Here is a 21,064-nt window from a genome sequence, read left to right as displayed (position 1 = left end):
TTGCCTCTTCGCGTGATTGTCTGACCTGGGTTGAGCGTCGGCCGATCGGCCAGCCGCTTGCTCTCACTGGCCCGCGCAAGATGACATTTATAAGACCGCAAAGGAGAGCGTGGGCCTCACTATTGTCAGCAAGACTGCACCTCTTGACGCACCGAGGCAGAGTCGAAGCACCATGTCAGGTGTCGCTTCGTGAGCGAGGGCCAATAATAAACCAAGGGAGGAGGCGCCGTGAGCTCTGGAAAACTCAGGTCCCTGAAAGGAACGCGAAGCAATCAGGCCGCTCAATGGCTATGCTCGTGATTGAATAACCGAGCCCCGGCACTGCATTTGTCCGAGATCGAACAGCGTTGTCGGCAACACTTCTAAAAGAGATAATTTCAGGCAATCCCCGTCGCTAGGACCCGGAACACGAGACTGTCTATTGCGCGCGGTGTGATCGACGTCAATGAAACTGGTTGCCAGGTCAAAAATTTATCGAATGCCTCCGAGCGAGCAGCTCAGAGAGAAGTTGCTTTCAGGTGCGACGAACCGAGCGGATGCCCACCGCTGAGCGCAGCTGATACGACACGTTGCCGTGCGGCGGTGGCCCCCCTAAGGTCTGTACGCTTTGTACGGATGATCTTTTGCACCGTTAGCCGCACTGGCCGAATTTTGGATAGCGCTTTGGCTGCGGTGTGATATTGCGACTACAATGATAGAACCAATGCAAGTTCGTGATTCTTGTGCGGAATAATGCTACGAGCGCTAAACCTTCCAATTGAGTCAATTCGTACCGTTGTAGCCATTTCTGAGACGGGCAGCTTGACCAAAGCCGCGAGCAAGCTCGGGCTTAGTCAGCCTGCGGTGACCGCTCAAGTAAAACGCTTGCAGGGATTGATTGGCGGGCAACTGTTTGTCAAAACGCCCAACGGCACAACCGTCACCAGCCTTGGCGAACTCGTCCTCCGACAGGCCCGCATAATACTCGAGGCCAACGATCAGATGTTAAGGCTCGCTGGTCATGGCAACGCTACCGTACATCGGGTTGGCCTCAGCAATTTCTTTGCTCAAGGACTTTTAGAACGAGCCGGCAGCGATGACTTTTCGGATCCCTTTATTTGCGCGGATCACTCCAGCACGATCCGCAAGGGCTTGATCGAGGGCTACATAGACGTAGCCTGCATTTTCGCTACGGACGTAGATTCCGATCTTTCAAAAATTGTCCTTGAACAACGGGCATTTCCGGCCACCTGGGTTCGCTCGCACGAATTCGTTCTCCGTCCGGGTACTCCTATTCCGATCGTAACGCTTCCTGACCACGATTGGATGATCGGTCCACTGGATAGGATGGGATCCGCTTACAGGATTGTTCTTCACACCACTGACCACTTGGTGAGATTGTCAGCCGTGCGACTTGGCTTGGGCTTGACTGCATTGCCTACGTTCTGCGTGCCGGACGATTTAGTTCAATCGCCAGAATACTACTTACCAGCATTGCCTGATCTCAGGGCTGTCATTTGTGCAAGGCCGGGGCTACGAAAGGAAGTTGCGGCCAAGCTTGTGCAGAGGGTGAAGCGAATATTCGACGACCAACAGTATCAACCCAGTATACTCGTTCGGTAACAACTTCGTCGATCGCTAGAGATCTCGGCCACGGATCGACCTCAGGTCGGAATCGACCATCGTTCCCAATACACACGGACAACTTGTCGGATTCCATTGACATAGTTTGCTTGACACGTCGCCGTCCGCAGCATGCTCTCATCGTGCTCTAGCTATCGGTTGGCAACCGGCGCAGCACATCATCAGCCTCCAAATCGGCAGGTTCGTCACGGAGCAAGCGTTGGAATTCCAATGAGGGAAACGGCTCCGGATCGAAAGCGAAATCCCCTCGATCGATAGAGGCGACCACTTGGCTGTCCAGCGGATCCGCCTCCAATTGCGCGGGTTCATCATCCAGCAGTTGCCGAAGCTCCCCTGGAGGGAACTGTTCGGGATCGTAGATAACCTCCTCTAAGTTCAGCTGGACAGGGGGCAATTGGCGGCTGACCTGATCCGCCCCTGACGTGATCGGTTCGTCCTCCAGCAGTCGTCGAAGCTCGCCAGGAGGAAACTGCTTCGGATCGAAAGTGAACTCCCATGGATCGATGAAGATGGGCCGGCTGGTGATTTGATCGTCGCGCCGATCCTGAAGCTCCTGATGCAATCTTTGAAGCTCCTCTCGGCTTGCGGACACCGGCGAGTGCGTTGATTCATCATTCAGCAGTCGCCTCAGCTTCGCCGGGCGGCCAGTGAAGTCCTCAGGATCGAAATTCAGCTCGTCCGGATCGCCGGCAATCGGCTGCGGAGACCGTTGATCTCCAATCAGTTGGCGAAGTTCCTGTTGCCGCCGCAAAAGCTCTGGATTGTCCGCCATGATAAGCGGTTCGTCTGCTTCATCATCCAACCACTGCCGAAGCTCCTCTGGTACGACATCTAATGTCGGCGGCGCACTAGCCTCACCCCCAGCCTGTTGAAGCCCGCTTGCCGCCAAAGACCCTTGCTCCGAAGCTCCTGAGGCATTCGCCTCCCGATACTCACGAAGCGACCCCCAGCGAAGCAGTCATTCTTTTCCAATTTTTAGGGAAAACTTCCTGAACGTAATCGAACAGCGCACCATCACTGGTCCCAGCAAGCGTCATGTCTCGGGTCCCAAGGCTGTTCGACAATTTTCGGAGAATCGAATCATGGTGCTGGACAGTGGTCGAAGCCCAATGCTTGCTCTTGATGCCATCCGCTATGATGCTTTCAATGAGCGGCCTGTCAGCCTCGGTCGAAGCAGTAGGTATGCGCCCAGTAACAATGGCACCATCTGGGGCGTCCGGGGCACGTCTGCTAGCAGATGAACCGCCACGATGTTTTTGAAGGGCCCGCAACGCAATACCCACATGCTTGTTCGTCTTGAAGACCGAACTGGAGAGGTGGTTCAAGGCAACATCATCACTCCCTTTGAGCGACTGGCCGCGCTCCCCGAGATAATTCGCCGCCTTGTAGAGCATCTGGGTATATTTCTCGGCCGTCTCCGATGAGAGGTTCCGGCGTTTGGCAGTGCCCTTGACGACAGCGTAAATGTAGTCGCGATCCTCGATAGACACGTTGGGAGGAGGTTTACGGCCGGGCCGCCGGTCGAGCATCGCCGTAACGGCCGATCCCGCCGCTTGCAATTGCCGTTCAAAGACCTCTTGTTCCGGCCGCAGATCTCCCGAGACGTCTTGTTGTACCGGTGAAGACGCTGCCACACTGGATAGGTGACGATCGTGCGGGTCCACGCTTGCCTCACGTCCACAGTCACTTAAGCTTTCGAGAACCTGACGGAGCCGTGGTTTGTGCCAAGTGGCATTCGTCGCCCGCTCTATCGTTGGTCGCCGCAAGCCGAGCAATGGCCGCGATCAGGAGCGCGGGCAACATGGCGACCAAATTGACAAGCCTGATGCCGGAGAGATCGTTGCGAGAGGTATGCTCTTTCAGGCCTTCCAGCGCCGCTGACACGTGACGCCCACGGCGTCCAGAGCCGATTTTCCCAGCCTGCAACCTTATGAGTCCGGCAGGAAGATAGATTTCAGTTCCGGCTCGATCAACCATTTGACCACTATCGCGATGCGATCGTTGATAGCGGGCACGTTTAAGCGAGACGGAAGCCCGCGCCCAACGGAACCTCTCAACCATAAAATATTCCATCGTGCTGATTCCATGACGTGTCATTATTTCAGCAATTGTTGAAAGAGCTCGTTTTAGGATGAAAATGTTCATATTTTCGAATTCGGCCGAAAGGATATTCGTTGAGGTCCAAGATCACATAAGACGCTAGGTCTCGGGGCGGTACTGATAGTTGGCGTTCGGCGATTAGTGGCGCCGAACGAGCATCGCTTATCACGCATACAGCAGCGATATGAGCCGCAGCAATTTCTCGTCGCGACGTTTCGACATTTAATGATCGCGCATAACGCAGACCGCCGGCACACGAATTTTAGTCGCGCGGGTCGTCCACTTGGAAACGGATCCCTTGCTCCGGCAGGAGGGCGATGGCGTCTTCATCGGCAGCCCCTCAGAGGATGTCGGCATCCGCTTGCACGTCCTTGGACCAGATCGGTTCGGAACTGCCAACAGAGACCGAGTTGAATGTCCTCTATCGCATAGTGGACACGCTGCTGGCTTTACGTGACGTTCGCGTCTCGACTCGTTGGTCAGGTGGCGGGCTTCCGGCCCAAGTTCTGCGCGACATGTTGCGCTTTCCAACGGAGCGCAGGAAAGGCTTCGATGCGTTTTTTTACATCGTCGTTTACAGGAAGCGTATCGACTTCGATGCTTCCGCGGTCGTAGAGCGCGTCGAGGAAGGCCAGCTCCCTGTCATTGTGCTTGAAGAGCGGCGCCAGTCTTTCTTGACATTCCGCTAGGATCCGGTCGCACCACTTATTGGGGCTGCCCTCCGCCTCGAACATGCCGTTCTTGACCACGGACAGCAGCTTGTTGTTCAGGTCGTTGAGATCGTATTTGTAGTCCTTTAGCGACACCGTGCGCCAATCCAGATCTCGGGATGCGGCGCCGATCGCAAGCGCTCCGACCTTAACTTGGGCCCAATCGATGTTATCGCTCTGCAGTAGCCTCCAGGCGTCGTAGAGATCGCGCGAAGCCCGCCGGGCCACCAGGGCAACGATCTTGCCGGCGGCGATTTCGTGGAGGTCGACTACGCCGACATTCCTCGCTTCGTAGTCGCCAAGCTTTGCGGAATTCATCCTCTCCCAGCCGAAGAACGGCGTCCGGAAGAGATAGTTCACGTCCACTTCCAGCGTGCCTGGCCGCCGATAGGCCGAGATGTACCTGAAGCGCCACTTGCCGCCGGCGTGTTGACCGGAAGGATCGCGGCCGATTTCGTAACCCTTGCTCTGCAGGAGCGCGGGAAGGCGCGTGTTGATGATCTTGGAATCCCGCAGCATGGCTTCTCTATCCGCGGCACCGACGTAGTTCAGATCGATGTCGACGGAAAGCCGGTCGAGTGCGAGATAGAACAAGTTAAGCGCGGTGCCGCCTTTGAGTGCGAGCAGCTTCCCGAGCTCGCGGTCATTCGCGATCTGGTGGAGCACGTCGATCAACCGGATGACGCGCTCGATCGAGGCCGGTTGGAACGAGACATCGGTGGCAATCTTTTCGAGGCGTTCGAGCGAGATCACGGCATCATCTCCGGTGACATCCCTTCGAAGGACGGGTTGAGGAAATCCGAAGGCAGGACGACGTTCCAGGCTTCAATCGCATGGCCTTTGGCGTCGCTTCCCAGCGCGGGCCGCGGTGCCGGCGGGGCGGCACGCTTCAGTTCGTCTAGTACCTGCTTGTCGACGAAGAGATCGTCTTTCCGGCTCTCAAGCCAGGCACCGCACACGCCGACGAGCGTCTGGTTGTCGCGACCGAGCGCGAACTTCGCGAATTTGCCAACGTCGAACGCCTTGACGCTGTGGAGCGCGTTTGCGAGTTCCTCGACGCCGCCGGTCAGGTCCGGGCGATCAATGCAGTCGACGAGTGTTCGCTCGACGCCGGTCGCGATAACGTCGAGACCGCGGCGATCCATCGTGATCGTGCCAGACATTTCCTCGGAGCGACGGCGCAGCGAGGCGGGTTGCGCGACGAACCTGACGGGACCAACGAGCGTTTTTATCTCGCCCGGGCGACCTCCGCTGAGGAGTTGGGTCTGAGACCTTTCCGAATAGGCGAGCCCGTGCAGTTCGAGTGCGGTGTGGTACGCGACGACACCATCGGCGCGTATGCGCGATGCGACCAAAATCCGGTCGGGATGGAAGTTCGCTGGATTCAGGTGCGGCGGGACGAAAGCATACACACCTGGCGCGACGTGGCGTATTCGTCCTGAGGCGGCGTGGTACTTAAGCAATGAGTCGGACGACGAGAGTGGCTGGCCGGGAGATACGGTTTCGCGGAACTCGGTCCGGGTGAAGACCGGATGTGAAGATAGAAACCTTTCAACCTTCCCTTTCGGTCCAACCATCGGTGCGCTCCTTAGGGTATATTATACCCCAGGTATTACAACGCGCAAGGAAAAGTGCATTTCAATGCATGATTTAAGGTATATAATACCCTAAACTCTACAACAATAAGCGCGGCGGAGTTCGAACCGGAGGTGCTGTCCGTACTTAAGTCCCGGTGTCCTAGATTGAATTTGAGAGTGTCCTAGTTCGGATTAGGCGACGGAAACTGTAGCTTGGCCGTTGTTCTCGGTAGGACTACTAAGCCGCCCGATCGATGTTCTGCCCATGTCCGGCCTTTGATCCAGATTACAGGATTTAATCTTGGAGAACGAACCAGGGGAAACGGAACGTGATACGCTATCGCTATCACCGACCGAGGCTCTGCCCGTAGGCGTCGGTGGCTGAGAGACTGAGAGCGCTCCCCCCTGCATAGGTGATGGAGCGCGGCCATGCCCGACCACCTTCAATCAGCGTATCGCGAAATGCAGGTTCAACATTTGGAGCAAGCGGAACGGCACGTTGCGCAAGGCGAGAGACACATTGCCGAGCAAGAGGAACGTATAGAGCGGCTCGCCGGTCATGGTCACGACCTGAAGGAAGCTAAGAAACTGCTCGATAACTTTTACTCGTGCCAGGTACTGCACGTTTAGCACCGGGACCGCATCCTCAGAGAACTGGGAGAGTAAAGGCCGCCTCAGTTGGCGGCCAATTAGCGCGCGATAAATTTCCTAGCGTGGCACAAACTGCACTTTGGTTTGCCGAATATCCGGAGTTAGACTTCAACCCCACGCAGGGGTTGTGTCATGACCAAATGACCTACTTTGTAGGGCGACCATTGTGGTGCTGGGACTGTGCCCAATTGCTATCGCTGCGTTTGCAATATTCATGTGAGATCGAGACGCCTCAGTTGGCGGCCTCTTTCAATATGGGGGCGGTTTTTCTGTGAGGGTCACCAACGGCTTCTCAAAGAAACTAGATCACCATGCCGCAGCCGTGAGACTGTACGTGGCTCACTATAATCTCTGCCGTACATGAGGCGTTGCGCACTACGCCAGCAGTCGCGCTTGGTATTGCTGAGCGCGTGTGGACTATCGGGGATTTGCTGGATGCGGTGTTGCCGCTGGAGCCGAACCGGCCTGTCCTAGTAACGCGCAACTTCACTGTGATTGAGGGAGGTCGCGATTAAGCGACCTCACTCGTCATGAGTGGCGGCGTGATTGAACGCCCCTAGCGGCAACCACGCGAATGAACCGCGCCACATGGTACGGTGAGTAGTTGCCGCGACAACCTCCGGACCTTGCATAGGCCTATGCCACTTTTCCCGAATGGTTCCGCAAGGTCCCCGGTCCTAATTCAGCTCCGTGGACCGCCTTCTAATTATCGTCAGCCGAGCCACGACGGCCGCTTCGGTACGGCCGATCTTCTGCGCGATCTCGCGCTGCGTTAGCGCGGTCTCCCGGATCAACTGCAACAGCTTTTGCTCTTCCTCAGCGGACCATGATCCTGCCGGCATGGAACTCTCCAAAATTATTCCGTGATGAAATGTCAGTAGGAATTGCAGATTCCGTGAACCGCGTCTGCCCGGTGTTTTCCGGGTTGTCCTAATTTGTTCTTCCGAGTGTCCTAACTAGTCGACCGTTAAGAAGCCGGATTGAGCTGAGCTGGACAGTTGAGCGTGCGCCAGAGCGAGACCAACAACAGGCGCAAAAGTTCTCTGAACCAGGCGAGGATGCGACGGAGGTTGTGTCCGACGGCGGAGAGAACGACGTTGGCGGCATCGCCGGCGCGGCCCTTGAGGTAGCACCGGCCGAGGTGTCCTTCGGCTTTGAGGTGTCCGATGATGGGCTCAATGGCGGAGCGGCGGCGCAGCTCACGCTTGATGGCGCCGAAAACACCGCGCTTCTGGCCGGAGATGAAGACGCGGCGGGGATTTTGCGCGTCGTGGCCGCGGTAGCCCTTGTCGACGTAGGCCCGCTCGATCGCACAGCCGGTGAGTGTCTCGGTGCGGTCCATAACATCCCGCAACGTGTGACCGTCGTAAGGGTTGTCGGGCAGCGACCTGGCATGCAGCACGAACAGGCCACCGGGGGCGCGGCGATTGTTGGTGACGATGGAGGCCTTTACGCCGAACTCATAAGGTGCGGCGGCCTTGCCCTTGCCGATGCACTCCACCTCCGGGGCATGGAAAGAATAAAGCTTGAAACCGCGCTGGCGCTGCTGCTGCGAGCGGATCTGCGAGGCCCGGCCAAGCGGGAGGGCGAACGCCTCCTCCAGTGTCGCCTCGCCCTCGATCTTGCGGCGGATGTCGCGGATGATCCGCCCCAGCCGGCTGCGCAGGATACGCAGCTGCCGCTGATGCCGGTTGAACTGTTTGGCATGAGCGTAACGGCCCGCCATCATCGCCGCGCTTTTGGCCACGCGACAATAGGATTGCCGCAGCTTGACCCCGTGCTTCCTCGCCAGGCGGTTCAGCCCCCGGATCGCTGCATGCAGCAGTTTGGCGTCGGTCGGGAAGCTGATGGCCTTTGGTTGCACTGTGGTGTCGACCGTGACCCGCTTGAGGTCCTGGCTGCGTAACGCACCGGTCTCGTGCGCCACCCGAAGGCTCTCGGCCAACAACTGCTCCAGCTTGTCGCCGAGCCGCTTGCGCCAATGGCTCAGGTCCGAGCGCTCGTGCGGGAAAACGTGCCGGAAAAACTCTTCGCCGGTGAAGAACTGGAAGTACGGATCGTGCACCCAGCGCTCGCACACCCCCTCATCGGACAGCCCGTAAATGTGCTTGAGCAACAGCAGCCCGATCATGAAGCGGGTCTCGATCCCCGGCCTGCCGTTCTCGCTGTAGAGCGGGGCGATCTCGCCGTCGATCCAGTCCCAGTCGATCTTGCCGGCAAGCAGAACGAGCTCGTGCTTCATGTTGATGATCTGGTCCAGCCGTGCCCGGAACAGATCGTTCGATCCCGTCGTCTTGTGCTTCTTCGGCCGCATCATCCCTCCGGTGCACCACAGAAGCACGGTTCACAGCGGAGAGGAATCCACAAAACGAATTTGCAAGGTTTGCGGCCATCAAGCCTCAAATCCCTGCAATCTCAAACGCCGTCAAATCCCAAAAACAGACTCCCGCTCAATCGCTTACAGGCTTGTTCACAGGCGACTAACTAGTGGCTCTGCACAGTGATTATGACTCTTTGGAAGTCGCGGGATAGGCGCGGCCCATTTTGGTGCGGGCCTTGTCTGTTATGAACATCCATTTGATGCGAGAGCGGGCGGCATTTCGCTTCCGTTCCCAAGCGGCGATTTCGCGGCGCAACCGCTTGGGGGCGTCGATTCTGCGATTGAGGCACTGGCCCCGCAGGACGCCGATCTCGATCTCGACCATGTTGAGCCAGCTTGCGTGCTTGGGCGTGTAGTGGAACTCGAGCCGCCGCAAAATCCGCCTGGCTTCGGCGGGCGGGAAGGCCTGATACAGGGCGCCGGCGGAGTGGGTCGATAAATTATCCTGGACGACCCGGATGATCTCGGCGTCGGGATAATGGATGTCGACGAGGTCGCGCATGCAGGAGGCATAGTCTTCAGCCGCGCGCCGCTCAGTGACTTTGACCTTGCGCCAGGGACGATGCACGTCGAGGAATACGAAGAGATTGACCGTGCCGTTGCGACGGTACTCGTAATCGTAACGTTCGAGCTGGCCGGGCTCGGCCGGAATCGGTTGACGCGCCTCGCCGATGAGCTGCACCGGGCTTTCGTCGAAGCACACCACCGGCCGCTTGGGATCTGGCGCCTCGGCGTAGAGGTCGAGCACGTCCTCCATACGGGCGACGTATTCGCCGTCGATCTGCGGAATGCACCACATGTCCCTGCGCCAGGGCTTGAGGCCATTTTCGGCCAGGCGCCGCCGAACCGTCTCATGCGACAGGCTCTTGTGTTCGGTGAGCTTGACCATCGCACCTGCCAGCAGCTCAAGCGTCCAGCGGGCCCGGCCTTCTGGCGGACTGGCGCAGGCCGTCGCCACCAACAAGGCTTCTTCCTTGACCGTGAGTTTGCGCTCCGCTCCGGGCCGCGGCTCATCGCTCAGCGCCCGCTCCAGATTGCCTTCCACGAAGCGGCGCTTGGTCCGGTACACGGTCGAGCCGCCCACGCCGACGCTCCGCGCGATCTCCTCATCGCTGCCGCCGGTGTCGGCAGCCAGCAAAATCTGCGCGCGCTTGAGCTTACGGGACGCATGCTTGCCGCCGCTGAGCAGCGCCTTGAGTTCCGTGCGCTCGATTTGGCTGAGGTCGACCCGATAGCGTACATTCATGGCATGCCTCCGTGTTCGAGGCACGCACCAACAACTGAATCGGATGGCCGGCGTGAGTCCTTCGGCAAAACCCTTCACGCCCACACAGGGGCAGTACCTGGCCTTCATCCACCTCTACACGCGCCTGCACCGCAGACCCCCGGCCGAAACCGACATGCGGGAATACCTCCGCGTTAGCCCGCCCTCGGTTCACCAGATGGTGCTGACGCTGGAACGGGAGGGCCTCATCAGACGGCAGCCAAGGACCCCTCGCAGTATCGAGGTCCTCGTTGATCCAAAACACCTGCCGGAGCTACTCTGACCGCCAGACGCAACCCGTCAAAATCACTGTGCAGAGCCACTAGGATAGCACCGAACCAGATGTGCTATCAGCCGAAGGCGAACCTGGCCGGCGCTGTTCGCCGATCAGCATGAGGTCCGGATGGTCATCTTTGCGCCGGCTCCAGGGCGGTCTCGGCTCATGCTGCCTCCATCCGTCGCATCGGGACTGCGGCGTTGCGCCGGATCGGAGCGACAGCAGCGCGCAGCCACCTCCCGCGCGTTTCAGGCAGGTGCACGCTGGCCTCCCCCCGCAGCGTCGCTGCGGTAGCGTCTGGTCGAAGTCTGGTAGTACTGCGCACGGATGGCCGCCGTGGCCTCGATCAACGGTCCCCACGGCGCGGGAAAGCGTTCTTCCGCCATCACCCGGTGCAGCATGCGCGTATGGCCGGCCAGTTCGTCGTTGAGGAACTCCATCACAGGCATAGCCGGAAAACGCTGCAGCAGCAGGATCGCCGCGTTGTCGGCCTCGCCGGCCGACCTGTCCTTGTCGCGTCCGTGCAGATCGTTCTGCAAGCGCCCTATCACGGAGATGAGCCGCAGGACTTGGCGAAACGCCGGACGCGCGCGCAAGGTGGCCATGTCCAGCCCCCAAAGCAACGACAGGCAGCAGAACACGTTCGCGTAAGCGATCGAATCGATGCCGTTGTGCAGGTACTCGGCGTAGGACCAGCGTTCCGCCCCTGCCGCCTGCGCGTGTCCGGCGCGCAGCGCCGCGCAGTAGCGCCGGGTATCGACGAGAAGTTGAGCATAGTCGCGAGGATCGTAGGCGAGCGCGGCCAGCGAAGCGCGCAGCACGGCGCAGCCCTCGAATCCGGGGAGCGCGCACGGCACGCCCTGCCCCAGCGCCTGCTCTACCGCGGCGAGCTGCTCCGGCGCGATCAGGCCAAGGTCGTTGCAATCGTCGAGCCAGAACAGCAGCGCCAGTTCGCGATAGAACGCCACGATCAGCGTTTCGTCCTGCGGATCGCGGCCGGTGCGGGCGCTGGTGTCGCGCAGGTTCGCCTGGATGCGCTGCAAAATGTACTGGCCACCCCTGACCGCTTCCACGGCATGCTCGTCGGCGAAGGCGGTCAGGGAACGCCCCCACTCCAGCACCTGCTGCAGCGCGCGGGCTGTCTTCATCATTGCGCCGCTCCTGCTTCCTCGGTCAGGACGCGCTGCCCCCAACGAAGCGCCAGCAACAAGCCGGCGAGTTCGGCAACGCGCACGACGCGGGTGGGGCAATACAGTTCCTTGCCGATCCAAAGCGGCGTCTGCGGCAATGCACGCGCCGCATAGCGGGCGAGCATCCACTCCAGCGCACGCGCCACCGTCTGCGCGATGCGCCGGCGCCCTGTCGGCTCTTCGCTCCCGTCCATTACGGACAACGCGAACAACGCGTAGGCAGTTTCCTCGAATGTGGACGCGCGACCGGCGCCCCAGCCGCCATCGTCGCGCTGCGTCTGCAGCAGCGCCGCCAACGCGCGCTCGTCACGCCAAGGCTTGCCTTGCGCCAGCGCAGCGGCCGCATGCGCGGTGGGATACAGCCACGAAACGTGCCATTTTTCGTTGTCCCATAGACCGTGCCGGTTGCGATTGGCTTCGACGTAGGCGCTGGTGCCGAGGGCGGGCTTTCCCGACAGTCGCAACGCGTGCAGGGCATGGATGTTGGTCGACACCGAGGCATTGCGCTCGCCGGGGAAGGTGACGAACAGCTCGCCGGTTTCGAAATGGCGCAACGCATCGACGGCTGGGTCACGGCCTGCAAGGCGCAGGACGCACAAGGCAACGGCGGTGTCGTCCGCATCGGCCGCGAAGTGCAGGGCCGGCCCCAGACCGCGCGCGTCCAGGCGGGCGTCGAGCTGCGCGACGATGACGCGCACAGCCTCGGCGAGCGCGGGATGCGCGAACAGCCCAGCCAGATGCAGCGTGTACAGCGACCAGCATGGCTCGAAAACATTGATCGGCCAGACGTTGGGAACGACACCTTCGATGCCGCTGCGCGTCGCCCGCGATGCCGCCTGCAGATACGCGTCGGCGCGCCCGACCTGCGGCGTGCTCCCCTGTATCACGGCGTGCGCACGCCACGCGGCGGTCGCTGTCGGACTGATGCCGATGCTGCCGTCCTGATCCGGGCATGCGGTGGTCGGCGACCTCCCCCAGGCTTCCCAGGAGTGCAGCAACGGATGGCCGCTCGGCAGCCTCGCCATTGCCCCAAGCTTGACCAGGCGCGCTTGCCGCAACGGCAACAGAGCGGGGTGGCGCGGAAACGCCACGCCGCCCGGCAAGGATGCGGCCTCGTCGCATAACTGCGGCAGGATCAGCTCCGCGCCGATCGGCGCATCTTCCGGCACCGCATGCGCGTAGGGATCGGGCTGGCGCTGGAGGAATCGGATCGCGGCCTGGACTGCGTCGGCAGCGCCGGGAAGATGATCGGCCCGCTGCAATGCCAGCAACGCCGCCCAGGTGGGCGCATGGCGGAACAGCGGGAAGTCCGCGCTTCCCCATCCGCCATCGCCCTGTTGCTGCGCGATGAGCCACGCGTATGCGTGCTGCCGACAGGCGACGTTGCCGTGGAACTGCAGAGCTCGCGCCGTGTCGTAGACGGACGGGCCGACGCTGCCGCCATCGGTCATCTCGCACAGCAGGTGGCGCAATTCGGAAAGGATCTGTTCGGACAGCGCGTTCACGCAGGATATTCCTTCTGCAGACGGTCGACGAAAGCCAGGATCCGGCAGATGCGGCCCGTAGCCAAAGGGCCGCCTAGGCTTGCACAGCGCCTCCGTGGACGCCCGTGCTTGGCGAAGAATAGCGATCTCGGACTCAGACACGGTGCAGCATGCACCGCTGCCGCCGGCCGATCGCAGCGGCAAAGGTGCCGCTCCATGCGAGCGGGCGCTTATGCGCATGGCGCGTGCTTGAACAGATACGCATCGGCCCGCTGCAGCATTTGCGCTAGCCGTTCCGAACGCGGCCCCAGCGCGGCGATGGCCTCCCCGGCATCGCGCAACAGGTCCGGTACGAACTGGCGCGCTGCCTTTAGCCCCATGATCGACGCACAGGTCGGCTTCTGCGCCGCTGCATCCTTGCCAGGAGTCTTGCCCAGCGTCGCGATATCCGCTGTCGCGTCGAGAATGTCATCGATCACCTGCAAGGCCAGCCCGAAACAGGCGCTGTAGCGATCGAGCGCATGGTACAGCGCAGCGTGGGCGGCATCCTCTGCTATGGCGCATAGCGCGCCCATGCGAACGGAGGCGCGCACCAGCGCTCCGCTCTTCATCCGGTGCATCGCCAGGACCCTGTCCAGCGCGACGTGCTTTCCAACGAGCGACAGGTCCATGGCCTGCCCGCCTGCGGCCCCCTCGGCGGACACGGCCTGCGCCAGTTCGCGCACGAGCGCGATGCGCTTGTCGGGCGGCGCATCCAGACTCGCCAGGGTCAGGAAGGCGTGCGCCTGCAGCGCATCACCGACCAGGATAGCAGTGGCTTCGCCGTACTTGATGTGCACGGTCGGAAGGCCGCGGCGAAGCACGTCATCGTCCATCGCGGGCAGGTCGTCGTGCACCAGGGTACAGGCGTGCATCATCTCGATGGCGGCACCGATGTCGTCCAGCGCGTGCGCCGGCGCGTCGGCCAGTTCGCCGGCAGCCAGACAGAGCAAGGCGCGGATGCGCTTGCCGCCTTGCAAGGTGGCGTAGCGCATCGCCGCCATCAGTTCGGTCTCACCGTCGTCTTCGGCGCAGAGAAGACCGGCCAGCGCCTGTTCGACCCGCTTTGCGCCGTCCTGCATCCAGATCTCCGGCAGCAGTCTGCCGGATGCACCGGGCGCCTGCGGGTCCAACGCGCCGAGGGCGGAAACGCCAGCTCGGCGATCCTGTAGCGTGGAATCGGTCTGCTTGTTGTTCATGTCCGCGTACCTGACAGGAGATAGCCACGCCGAGCCGCGGCGGTATTGCCGGCGTCGCACGGAAGCGCGCTGCTGCAGTAATGCGCGCGTCGCTGGCGCTGCTGCCGGGTCCTGCAACGCCAGCTCATGAGAATGCGATGCGGCTAGTCATGGACGGATGTGCGGTCGGGTAGTAGCGCCGGCCTTTTTCGACGGCGCTCAGCAACCGCGGCCGCACTCCGGCCTTGTGCATGGTCAGCGCCAAGGCAATGGAGAACTGCACCAGTTCCAGCCATGCCAAATGGTAGCCCATGCAGACGTGTGGGCCGGTACCGAACTGCAGCATGTCCGTCGGCCGGATCGGCTCGGAGCGTTGCAGCCACCTCGCCAAGCGGAACTGATCGGGCGCCTCGTGCAGCCGCGCCGAGGTCGAGAAATGCAGCAGCGGAATGCACAGATCGGTGCCCGCGGGAATGCGCCGTTGGCCGAGTCGCAATTCACGCAGTGCGCGGCGCACCAGGAGCGGCGCCGGCGGATGCAGGCGCAGCGTCTCGCGGAACAGCGCCTCGGCGACCGGACACTGCGCTAGGTCGGCGTGCCGGGTCGGTACCGCGCCCACACGTTGCGCCTCCTCGACCAGGGCGTCCCACACGAGAGGCTGCCGCGCCAGCTCGATCACCATCCATGCCATCGTCGAGGCGGTGGTGTCGTGACCACCAAGCAGCAGCAAGCGGATATTGGCGACCAGGACGTCATCGGAGAGCACATCGTCGCTGCGATCAAAGGCGCTCACCATGTCGTTGATCAACCCGGTGCGCGCGGCGTGTTCGCGCGCGGCGCGGACGAACTCGCGCAACCGCGCGTCGATCCAGTCGCGGGCGGCGCGGCCGCGCCGCAAGGGCAGCCCGGGCAGGTCGAGCGGGGGCGCTATGATCAACTGTAGCAGTTGCTGGTACTTGCGATGCCATCCTGGCAGCTCCTGCGTGGGGATACCCATAAGGCTGAAGATGAGCTTGAGCATCAGGTCGCCGGTTTCGCGTAGGATGGCTACCTCGCCGCGGTCGCGCCACGCCTGCACTCGCGCCTCGATGATGGGCGCTAACAGGTCGCCGATGCTGGCCTCGGTCAGTCCCGTTGGCAGGAACGCCGCCTGGATCGCATCGCGTGCCTGCCGGTGCGCGCCGCCGTCCTGTGCGACCAACGTTCCGCGGAACAGTTCGGGCGCGATTTCTTCAATCAGCGCCGAGGTCACGTCCTTGTGCCGGAGCAGTCCGAACGCATCCGGATCCAACCAGGTCATCATCTGTCCGACAGGGCCGAAATCCAACCAGAAGTGGCTGCCCAGAGTCCGTTCCGCGTGCCGCAGCAGGCGCGGCAGGTTGCAGACGATCGCGGGAAGATGCCCGATCATGGGGAAAGCGCCGGACACGACCGGGATGTCGTGCCGCAGCCGATGCCGACGGTTCAGCGGGTTGAGCAGCATGTCCATCAGCAGCGCCGGGACGCGTCCGCTTCGGCTGTCTTGCCGGAAGGCCGCGCGGCGCGGCTGTTGCCCCCATCGGCGTACGTCGGCACATGCGCCAGCATGCCGCCGTCGATGCACACGACCTGGCCAGTAATGAACGCAGCATCGTCGGAGAGCAGGAACGCCACCAGCGCGGCCACGTCGTCGGGGCGGCCGACGCGCGGCAGGAGCTGGTGCTGGCGCAGATGCCATTGCGTGCACTCGTCCAGCTTGGCGAGGAGACGATCGGTCATGATGAGACCCGGAGCAACCGCGTTGCAGCGGATCTGCGCATGACCGTACTGGGTAGCAAGCGAGGCCGACAGCATGTTCATCGCCGCTTTCGACGCGGCGTAGGCTGTCAGTGCGGTGTCACCGCTAAGCCCCTGGCACGACGACATGTTGATAATCGCGCCACCGCCACGGGCGATCATCCGCGGGACGGCCTGCCGGCAGCAGAGCAGCGTGCCGCGAAGATTGGTCGCCATGGTCTGATCCCAAACCGCCAGGTCCAAGTCGAGGATCGCGCGGTCGCGCGGCGTCAGATCCATGGCGCTCGCGTTGTTCACCAGCAGGTCGACCCCACCGAAGTGCCGCTCCGCCGTCGCGAACAGCGCTGCCACCGCCTGCGCATCGGCGATGTCCATGGCGAAGGCCAGCGCGTGGCCCGCTTCGGCCGCGATCTTTGCGGTGCAGGCGATGGCCGCCGAGCCATCAATGTCGGCTACCACCACGCTGCCGCCCTCGCGCGCGATAGCGATGGCGCACGCCTTGCCGATACCGGCGCCGGCGCCGGTCACTACGGCCACCTTGCCTTCAAACCGTCCCATCGTGTCTCCCTGGATTGCGTTGGTCTTTCGCGGCATGCCGCTCGGCCTCCGCCTGTGAAGGCGCAGGGTCGGCGTTGGCGCTCTCGTCGTCACCAGCGTCGCGTTCGATGAGCCGAATGGCGGCGACCGGGCACTGGCTGGCCGCGAGCCGCACGGCGGCGTGCAGCGCCTGCGGGACGGTCGTCACGCACACTTCGGCCACGCCGTCCGGTTCGCGCTGGCGAAAGGTCCCCGGCAGCGTCAGTGCGCACTGCCCGGTGGTTCCGCATAGATCCTGGTCGACCACGACGCGCATCTCAGTCCGCCTGCGCATGCAGCCGCACCGGCAGCGCGCGGAACGTCTTGAGGAACGCGGAGGGCTCCCTGGTCGGCTGCCCGGCCAATGCCAGCGTGGGGAAGCGCGCCTGGATCCGCGGCAGGCTCTCGGCCAACTGCACCCGGGCCAGTTGCGCACCGAGACAGAAGTGAATGCCGTGGCCGAAGCTCAGCATGATCTTCCCGTCGCTCGACATGCCTGGACTGGTACCGTAGAACCGCGCGGGATCGAAGCGATCGGGATCGGGGAAGGCGTCGGGGTCGCGATTGCCGGACGCGATCAGCACGCGCACATCCGCGTTCTTCGGGATCACCACGCCGCGCAATTCGATGTCATGCTGGGCGATACGCGGAATGGAGCTGAACATGGCGGGCGCATCGCAGCGCAGGACTTCCTCGACGAAGGCCTTCACCCCCACGGCGTCTTTCTGCAGCCAGTGCCGCTGTTCGGGATACGCCAGCATCGCCAGGATCGCATGGTCGATGGTCGCAGCAGTGGTGGCGAACCCGCCCAGCAGCATGCCCCACAGCATGCTGATGAGCTCCGCATCCGACAATGTGTCGGCATCGTCGTCGTGTGCGCCGACCAGCATCGACACGATGTCGCGGCGGGGATCGGTGCGCTTGCGTTGTATGAGATCACCGAAGTAGGCCTGCACCTTGGCGCTGGCCGCGTCCGCCGCGGTCAGCTGGGGATCGCTGGCGTGCGGGCTCAGGCCTTCCAGAATGGCGCCGACGCTGGCGGAGAGGGCGAACACGTCGTCCTGGGGCATGCCGAACAGTCCGGCGAAGACCAGCATGGGCAAGGCCAGCGCGAATTCCCGATGCAGGTCCACCGCCTCCCCGCGCTCCAGCGCGGGCGCCACGCCGTCCAGGCGCGCTGCGACGATGCGCGCGATGCTCGGCCGCAGCTTGTCGATCTGGCCGATGGTGAAGTCGCGCGAGATCAGCCTGCGCAGACGCGTATGGGTCGGCGGGTCCTTCATCGCCAGCGTGGACGCCAGCAGATTGAGCGACAGGCTGGTCGCGGCACGCGGGAAATAGCGCGCCAGTTCGCCCGGCGCAGGTCCCCGAAACGCATCGCCCGTGGCCTCGAGCGCCCAGCAGATGTCGGCATGGCAGCTCAACAGAAAGAGGCCTGACGCCGCGCGATGCACTGGATCGTGCTCGCGCAACCACCGCATGAACGGATACGGGTCGTGGATGCACGCTGGCGAAGCCAGTTCGGCAAAGGCGTCGCGGCATGCTGCCGTGGTTTCTTGCACGTCCATCTTGATTACCTGTTGGCCGGCTGATCCGACCGGCGCGTGCCAGGCGCGCCGGCAATTGCGAAACAAGATCGCGATCCCCGGCGGCCTCCCTGCATCACCAGAGCACCGGCAACTCCTCGAACCCGCCAGTGATGATCTCCTTGCGCAACCGCAGTTCTTCGGGCGCCACGGCCAGGCGTAGCGCGGGAAAGCGCTGGAAGATCGAACCGAACACCACCTTGAGTTCCAGCCTGGCCAGCGCCGCGCCGATGCAGGCGTGCGGCCCGCAGGAGAACGCCAGGTGCGGCTGCTCGTCGCGTCCGATGTCGAAGATTTCCGGGTCGTCGAAATGGCGCAGATCGAACGACGTCGACGGCAGGCCGACCAGTACCTTGCTCTCCGCGGGAATATGCACGCCCGCGATGGTCACATCGGTCCTCGGATAGCGCATGATGCCGTCCCAGCCGGCACCTGGCGGGTACATGCGCAGGATTTCCTCCACTGCCTTGTCCACCAGGGATGGATCGCCGACCAGGCGTTCGCGCTGTTGCGGATGGCGGAACATGGCCAGCAGGCCGAATTCGATCTGCGCAGCGGTGCTCTCGTGTCCCGCCACCAGCATGCCGGCCGCGAGGCCGAGAGCCTCTTCCTCGCTCGCCTTGCCTTGGTCGACCGCCGCGAGCAGATCCGTCAGCAGGTTGTCGCCCGGATACTGGCGCTTGTCCCGCATCTTGCCGCGAATGTAGGCGCGCAGTTCCTCCCAAGCCAGGCGCGACGCGCTGCGCGGGCCGCTTTCATGCTGGTGCGTCATCACCTCGTCGGACAGGTTGGCGAAAAAGGCGTGATCCTCGTAAAGGACGCCAATCAGGGCGCTGATGACCATGGCCGGAAGCGGAAAGGAGAGGTGGCGTCGCAGGTCGGCGGGCTGGGGCTGCGCCGCCAGCGTCTCGAACAATTGCGCGGCGATCGCCTCGACCTGCTGCGCCAGCAGCGTCAGCCTGCGGTTGCTGAAGGCCGGGGCCACGATCCGGCGTAACCGGGCATGCTCGTCGCCCTCGTGCGAGACCAGCCAACCCGGCGAACCGAGAATCACCGAATCCGGGGTGAATGCCACCGGCGGCATTCCCGCGGGCCGGAACGCCGCGTCGGACAGCACCGCCTTAGCCTCGTCATAGCCTGTCACCCACCAGCCTTCGTGTCCGGACGGGAAGCGCACGCGGTGGATCGGACCGTTGGCGCACAGCGCCAACATCTCGGGCGAGGGCGCGATGTGATCGACGCGCCACATCGGCAGCGTCGGCAGGGATGGTTCAGACATGGTGGACTTCACTCTCTAAGCGATGGAAGGGCGGAAGGTGACCGGCAGACGCCGCCGTAGACGAAGTCCTTCGCGGCGATCGTCAGCGACAGATCCTCCAGCAGCACGAGCGGCGCGAGGAAGACGCATCGCAATTCCAGGCGCGCCAGCGCACCGCTCAGGCAGAAATGCGCCCCTAGCCGAACGACAGGTGCATGTTGTGCCGCCGCATGATATCGAACCTGTCGGCATCGCCATAGATCGACTGACCGTAGGGATTGGTGAAGGAGGCTCGAGGTACCCGCCACCGACTTGTCCGCCAATATTGCCTCCGGACCAGTCGCACACTTCCGGTCGCAGTTTCACTGTGGCTCCCAAAGGAAGAACTCTAGACCGCATCCAACGCTTCCCTGCATTTTCTCGGTCCACAACCGAACGCCAAGTCATCGCCATAGCAAACCGTCGGAACAGACCAAACGCGAACAGCGACGCGCACCGTGTCCGTCCCGAAGACCATCACACTGTGATTGGTGATGATGCCAAGAACAGAGCAAATCGCGTGCCGAGCTGAATTCGCAGGCTCAGCTGGCACTTTCTAGTGGCGCGTAGTGTCAGGTTTCTGGCATTGAGTCTCAATGCCGACAACCGGCGCAGCAAGTGCCCGACAAAGGCCCGCTCTCGAGCTGAATGTGCGGGGCGGGCCTTGCGCGATATCAAGCATCCGGATTGGCTGCAGCAGGTGTGGTTCGCCGGAAACCACTCCGGTGTCGGCGGTAGTTATACGAGAAATGAAGCCCGCCTCTCCGGCATCTCGCTGGGTTGGATGACGCATGCGGCCGAGAATTTTCCCGACCGCAAGGCGCCCAGCCGCTTCGGCATCATCGCCGCGTCGCGCCGGTCGGTTTTATCCCGATCCCCGGCCTTCATCGGGATCGGGGGCCACCACGATGCAGTTGTGCCCCCAGTCCCGTCAGTTGTCGATGCAGGCCATATCCGCAGGGACCGGCTTCGTAGCAAAACTTACCTGCCGGTCATCCTTGCCAAGCTTCTTCGCCAGCTTGTCGATCTGATTGGCGCGATTGGGGATGCTCTCCAAGTTACGAACTTCCCCGCCGCGCATCCCTTCGGCCACCGCAACCGAAATCGTCGCCTTGTGCACATCCAGCCCACGAAAATGCTATCGTTCATCAGGCCCGCTGCCCATGCTTGCGGCTCGGCGCCGGACCATCCGGCGTAACCCTCGATAGGAGCTTGCCGCGGGGCGGGCCGCCCGTCACCTCAGGGGCGAACATCGGGTCTAGTACGATTTCGATGTTGTTGGTGGTGGGTGCGCAATGAGCAAACGTATACGCGTCTTCGATCGCAACCGGACCGGGAGCGAGCGACACTATGTGA

At 62.4% G+C, this 21,064-nt stretch carries 19 protein-coding genes; 3 read left to right on the top strand and 16 right to left on the bottom strand.

From position 1 onward, the window contains the following. The first annotated feature begins 732 nt into the window (after nucleotides 1-732). Complete coding sequence (locus ACVMB1_RS02050; RefSeq protein ID WP_301322241.1) at nucleotides 733-1,602, top strand: LysR family transcriptional regulator; 870 nt, start codon at nucleotides 733-735, stop codon at nucleotides 1,600-1,602. Between the two features lie 148 nt (nucleotides 1,603-1,750). On the opposite strand, the gene ACVMB1_RS02045 is transcribed toward ACVMB1_RS02050, so the two are convergent. From ACVMB1_RS02045 to ACVMB1_RS02010, 8 genes are all read right to left on the bottom strand, one after another. Next, entirely contained in the window at nucleotides 1,751-2,425 is a 675-nt protein-coding gene (locus tag ACVMB1_RS02045; RefSeq protein WP_069280033.1) for a hypothetical protein, read from the bottom strand. A 130-nt stretch (nucleotides 2,426-2,555) separates the two neighbouring features. After that, nucleotides 2,556-3,287, bottom strand: a complete 732-nt coding sequence (locus ACVMB1_RS02040; protein ID WP_253603430.1) for a hypothetical protein — start codon at nucleotides 3,285-3,287, stop codon at nucleotides 2,556-2,558. Between the two features lie 19 nt (nucleotides 3,288-3,306). Beyond that, a complete protein-coding gene (locus tag ACVMB1_RS02035) occupies nucleotides 3,307-3,768 on the bottom strand; it encodes a hypothetical protein (RefSeq protein WP_253587775.1) in 462 nt (153 codons plus the stop codon). 434 nt (nucleotides 3,769-4,202) lie between these two features. After that, on the bottom strand, nucleotides 4,203-5,186 hold the full coding sequence (locus ACVMB1_RS02030) for a nucleotidyl transferase AbiEii/AbiGii toxin family protein (protein ID WP_069280035.1): 984 nt from the start codon (nucleotides 5,184-5,186) through the stop codon (nucleotides 4,203-4,205). Next, nucleotides 5,183-6,010 (bottom strand): type IV toxin-antitoxin system AbiEi family antitoxin domain-containing protein, encoded by an 828-nt coding sequence (locus tag ACVMB1_RS02025; protein ID WP_069280036.1) that lies wholly within the window; start codon nucleotides 6,008-6,010, stop codon nucleotides 5,183-5,185. The genes ACVMB1_RS02030 and ACVMB1_RS02025 overlap by 4 nt, the downstream gene beginning before the upstream one ends. A gap of 447 nt (nucleotides 6,011-6,457) precedes the next feature. Continuing rightward, nucleotides 6,458-6,634 carry a hypothetical protein gene (locus tag ACVMB1_RS02020; RefSeq protein WP_176731411.1) on the bottom strand — a complete coding sequence of 59 codons (177 nt, stop codon included), beginning with the start codon at nucleotides 6,632-6,634 and terminating at the stop codon, nucleotides 6,458-6,460. Between the two features lie 994 nt (nucleotides 6,635-7,628). Then, complete coding sequence (locus ACVMB1_RS02015; RefSeq protein WP_069280586.1) at nucleotides 7,629-8,975, bottom strand: IS5 family transposase; 1,347 nt, start codon at nucleotides 8,973-8,975, stop codon at nucleotides 7,629-7,631. A gap of 190 nt (nucleotides 8,976-9,165) precedes the next feature. Beyond that, the gene (locus ACVMB1_RS02010) at nucleotides 9,166-10,287 is read right to left on the bottom strand and encodes an IS630 family transposase (protein ID WP_253587778.1); all 1,122 of its coding nucleotides are present in this window, start codon (nucleotides 10,285-10,287) and stop codon (nucleotides 9,166-9,168) included. On the opposite strand from ACVMB1_RS02010, the gene ACVMB1_RS02005 reads away from it, so the two are divergent. Further along, the gene (locus tag ACVMB1_RS02005) at nucleotides 10,286-10,588 is read left to right on the top strand and encodes a LexA family protein (RefSeq protein ID WP_456848166.1); all 303 of its coding nucleotides are present in this window, start codon (nucleotides 10,286-10,288) and stop codon (nucleotides 10,586-10,588) included. The two genes, ACVMB1_RS02010 and ACVMB1_RS02005, sit on opposite strands and share 2 nt — an antisense overlap. Nucleotides 10,589-10,830: 242 nt before the next feature. Here the strand turns inward: ACVMB1_RS02005 and ACVMB1_RS02000 are convergent, their stop codons facing one another. The 8 genes from ACVMB1_RS02000 to ACVMB1_RS01965 form a co-directional block, all read right to left on the bottom strand. Next, the gene (locus tag ACVMB1_RS02000) at nucleotides 10,831-11,733 is read right to left on the bottom strand and encodes a terpene synthase family protein (RefSeq protein ID WP_069279847.1); all 903 of its coding nucleotides are present in this window, start codon (nucleotides 11,731-11,733) and stop codon (nucleotides 10,831-10,833) included. Continuing rightward, complete coding sequence (locus tag ACVMB1_RS01995) at nucleotides 11,730-13,277, bottom strand: hypothetical protein (protein WP_253587782.1); 1,548 nt, start codon at nucleotides 13,275-13,277, stop codon at nucleotides 11,730-11,732. The genes ACVMB1_RS02000 and ACVMB1_RS01995 overlap by 4 nt, the downstream gene beginning before the upstream one ends. Before the next feature lie 209 nt (nucleotides 13,278-13,486). Next, nucleotides 13,487-14,494: a polyprenyl synthetase family protein gene (locus ACVMB1_RS01990; RefSeq protein ID WP_069279845.1), complete on the bottom strand. Its 1,008-nt coding sequence runs from the start codon at nucleotides 14,492-14,494 to the stop codon at nucleotides 13,487-13,489. A 124-nt stretch (nucleotides 14,495-14,618) separates the two neighbouring features. After that, nucleotides 14,619-15,962 (bottom strand): cytochrome P450, encoded by a 1,344-nt coding sequence (locus ACVMB1_RS01985; RefSeq protein ID WP_069279844.1) that lies wholly within the window; start codon nucleotides 15,960-15,962, stop codon nucleotides 14,619-14,621. Then, nucleotides 15,962-16,807, bottom strand: a complete 846-nt coding sequence (locus ACVMB1_RS01980) for an SDR family oxidoreductase (protein ID WP_069279843.1) — start codon at nucleotides 16,805-16,807, stop codon at nucleotides 15,962-15,964. Before ACVMB1_RS01980 ends, ACVMB1_RS01985 begins: the two co-directional genes overlap by 1 nt. Beyond that, the gene (locus ACVMB1_RS01975) at nucleotides 16,794-17,102 is read right to left on the bottom strand and encodes a ferredoxin (RefSeq protein WP_069279849.1); all 309 of its coding nucleotides are present in this window, start codon (nucleotides 17,100-17,102) and stop codon (nucleotides 16,794-16,796) included. Before ACVMB1_RS01975 ends, ACVMB1_RS01980 begins: the two co-directional genes overlap by 14 nt. Before the next feature lies 1 nt (nucleotide 17,103). Next, on the bottom strand, nucleotides 17,104-18,393 hold the full coding sequence (locus tag ACVMB1_RS01970; RefSeq protein ID WP_253603437.1) for a cytochrome P450: 1,290 nt from the start codon (nucleotides 18,391-18,393) through the stop codon (nucleotides 17,104-17,106). Nucleotides 18,394-18,487: 94 nt separating this feature from the next. Beyond that, a complete protein-coding gene (locus ACVMB1_RS01965) occupies nucleotides 18,488-19,690 on the bottom strand; it encodes a cytochrome P450 (RefSeq protein ID WP_069279842.1) in 1,203 nt (400 codons plus the stop codon). A gap of 577 nt (nucleotides 19,691-20,267) precedes the next feature. Between ACVMB1_RS01965 and ACVMB1_RS01960 the strand changes: the two genes are divergently transcribed. After that, on the top strand, nucleotides 20,268-20,906 hold the full coding sequence (locus tag ACVMB1_RS01960; protein WP_456848164.1) for a phospholipase effector Tle1 domain-containing protein: 639 nt from the start codon (nucleotides 20,268-20,270) through the stop codon (nucleotides 20,904-20,906). The last annotated feature ends 158 nt before the right edge of the window (nucleotides 20,907-21,064 follow it).

This window comes from Bradyrhizobium sp. USDA 4504 (genome assembly GCF_054063995.1).
The sequence above is the reverse complement of the archived record's forward strand: the minus strand, read 5'-3'. Positions and strand labels throughout refer to the sequence as shown.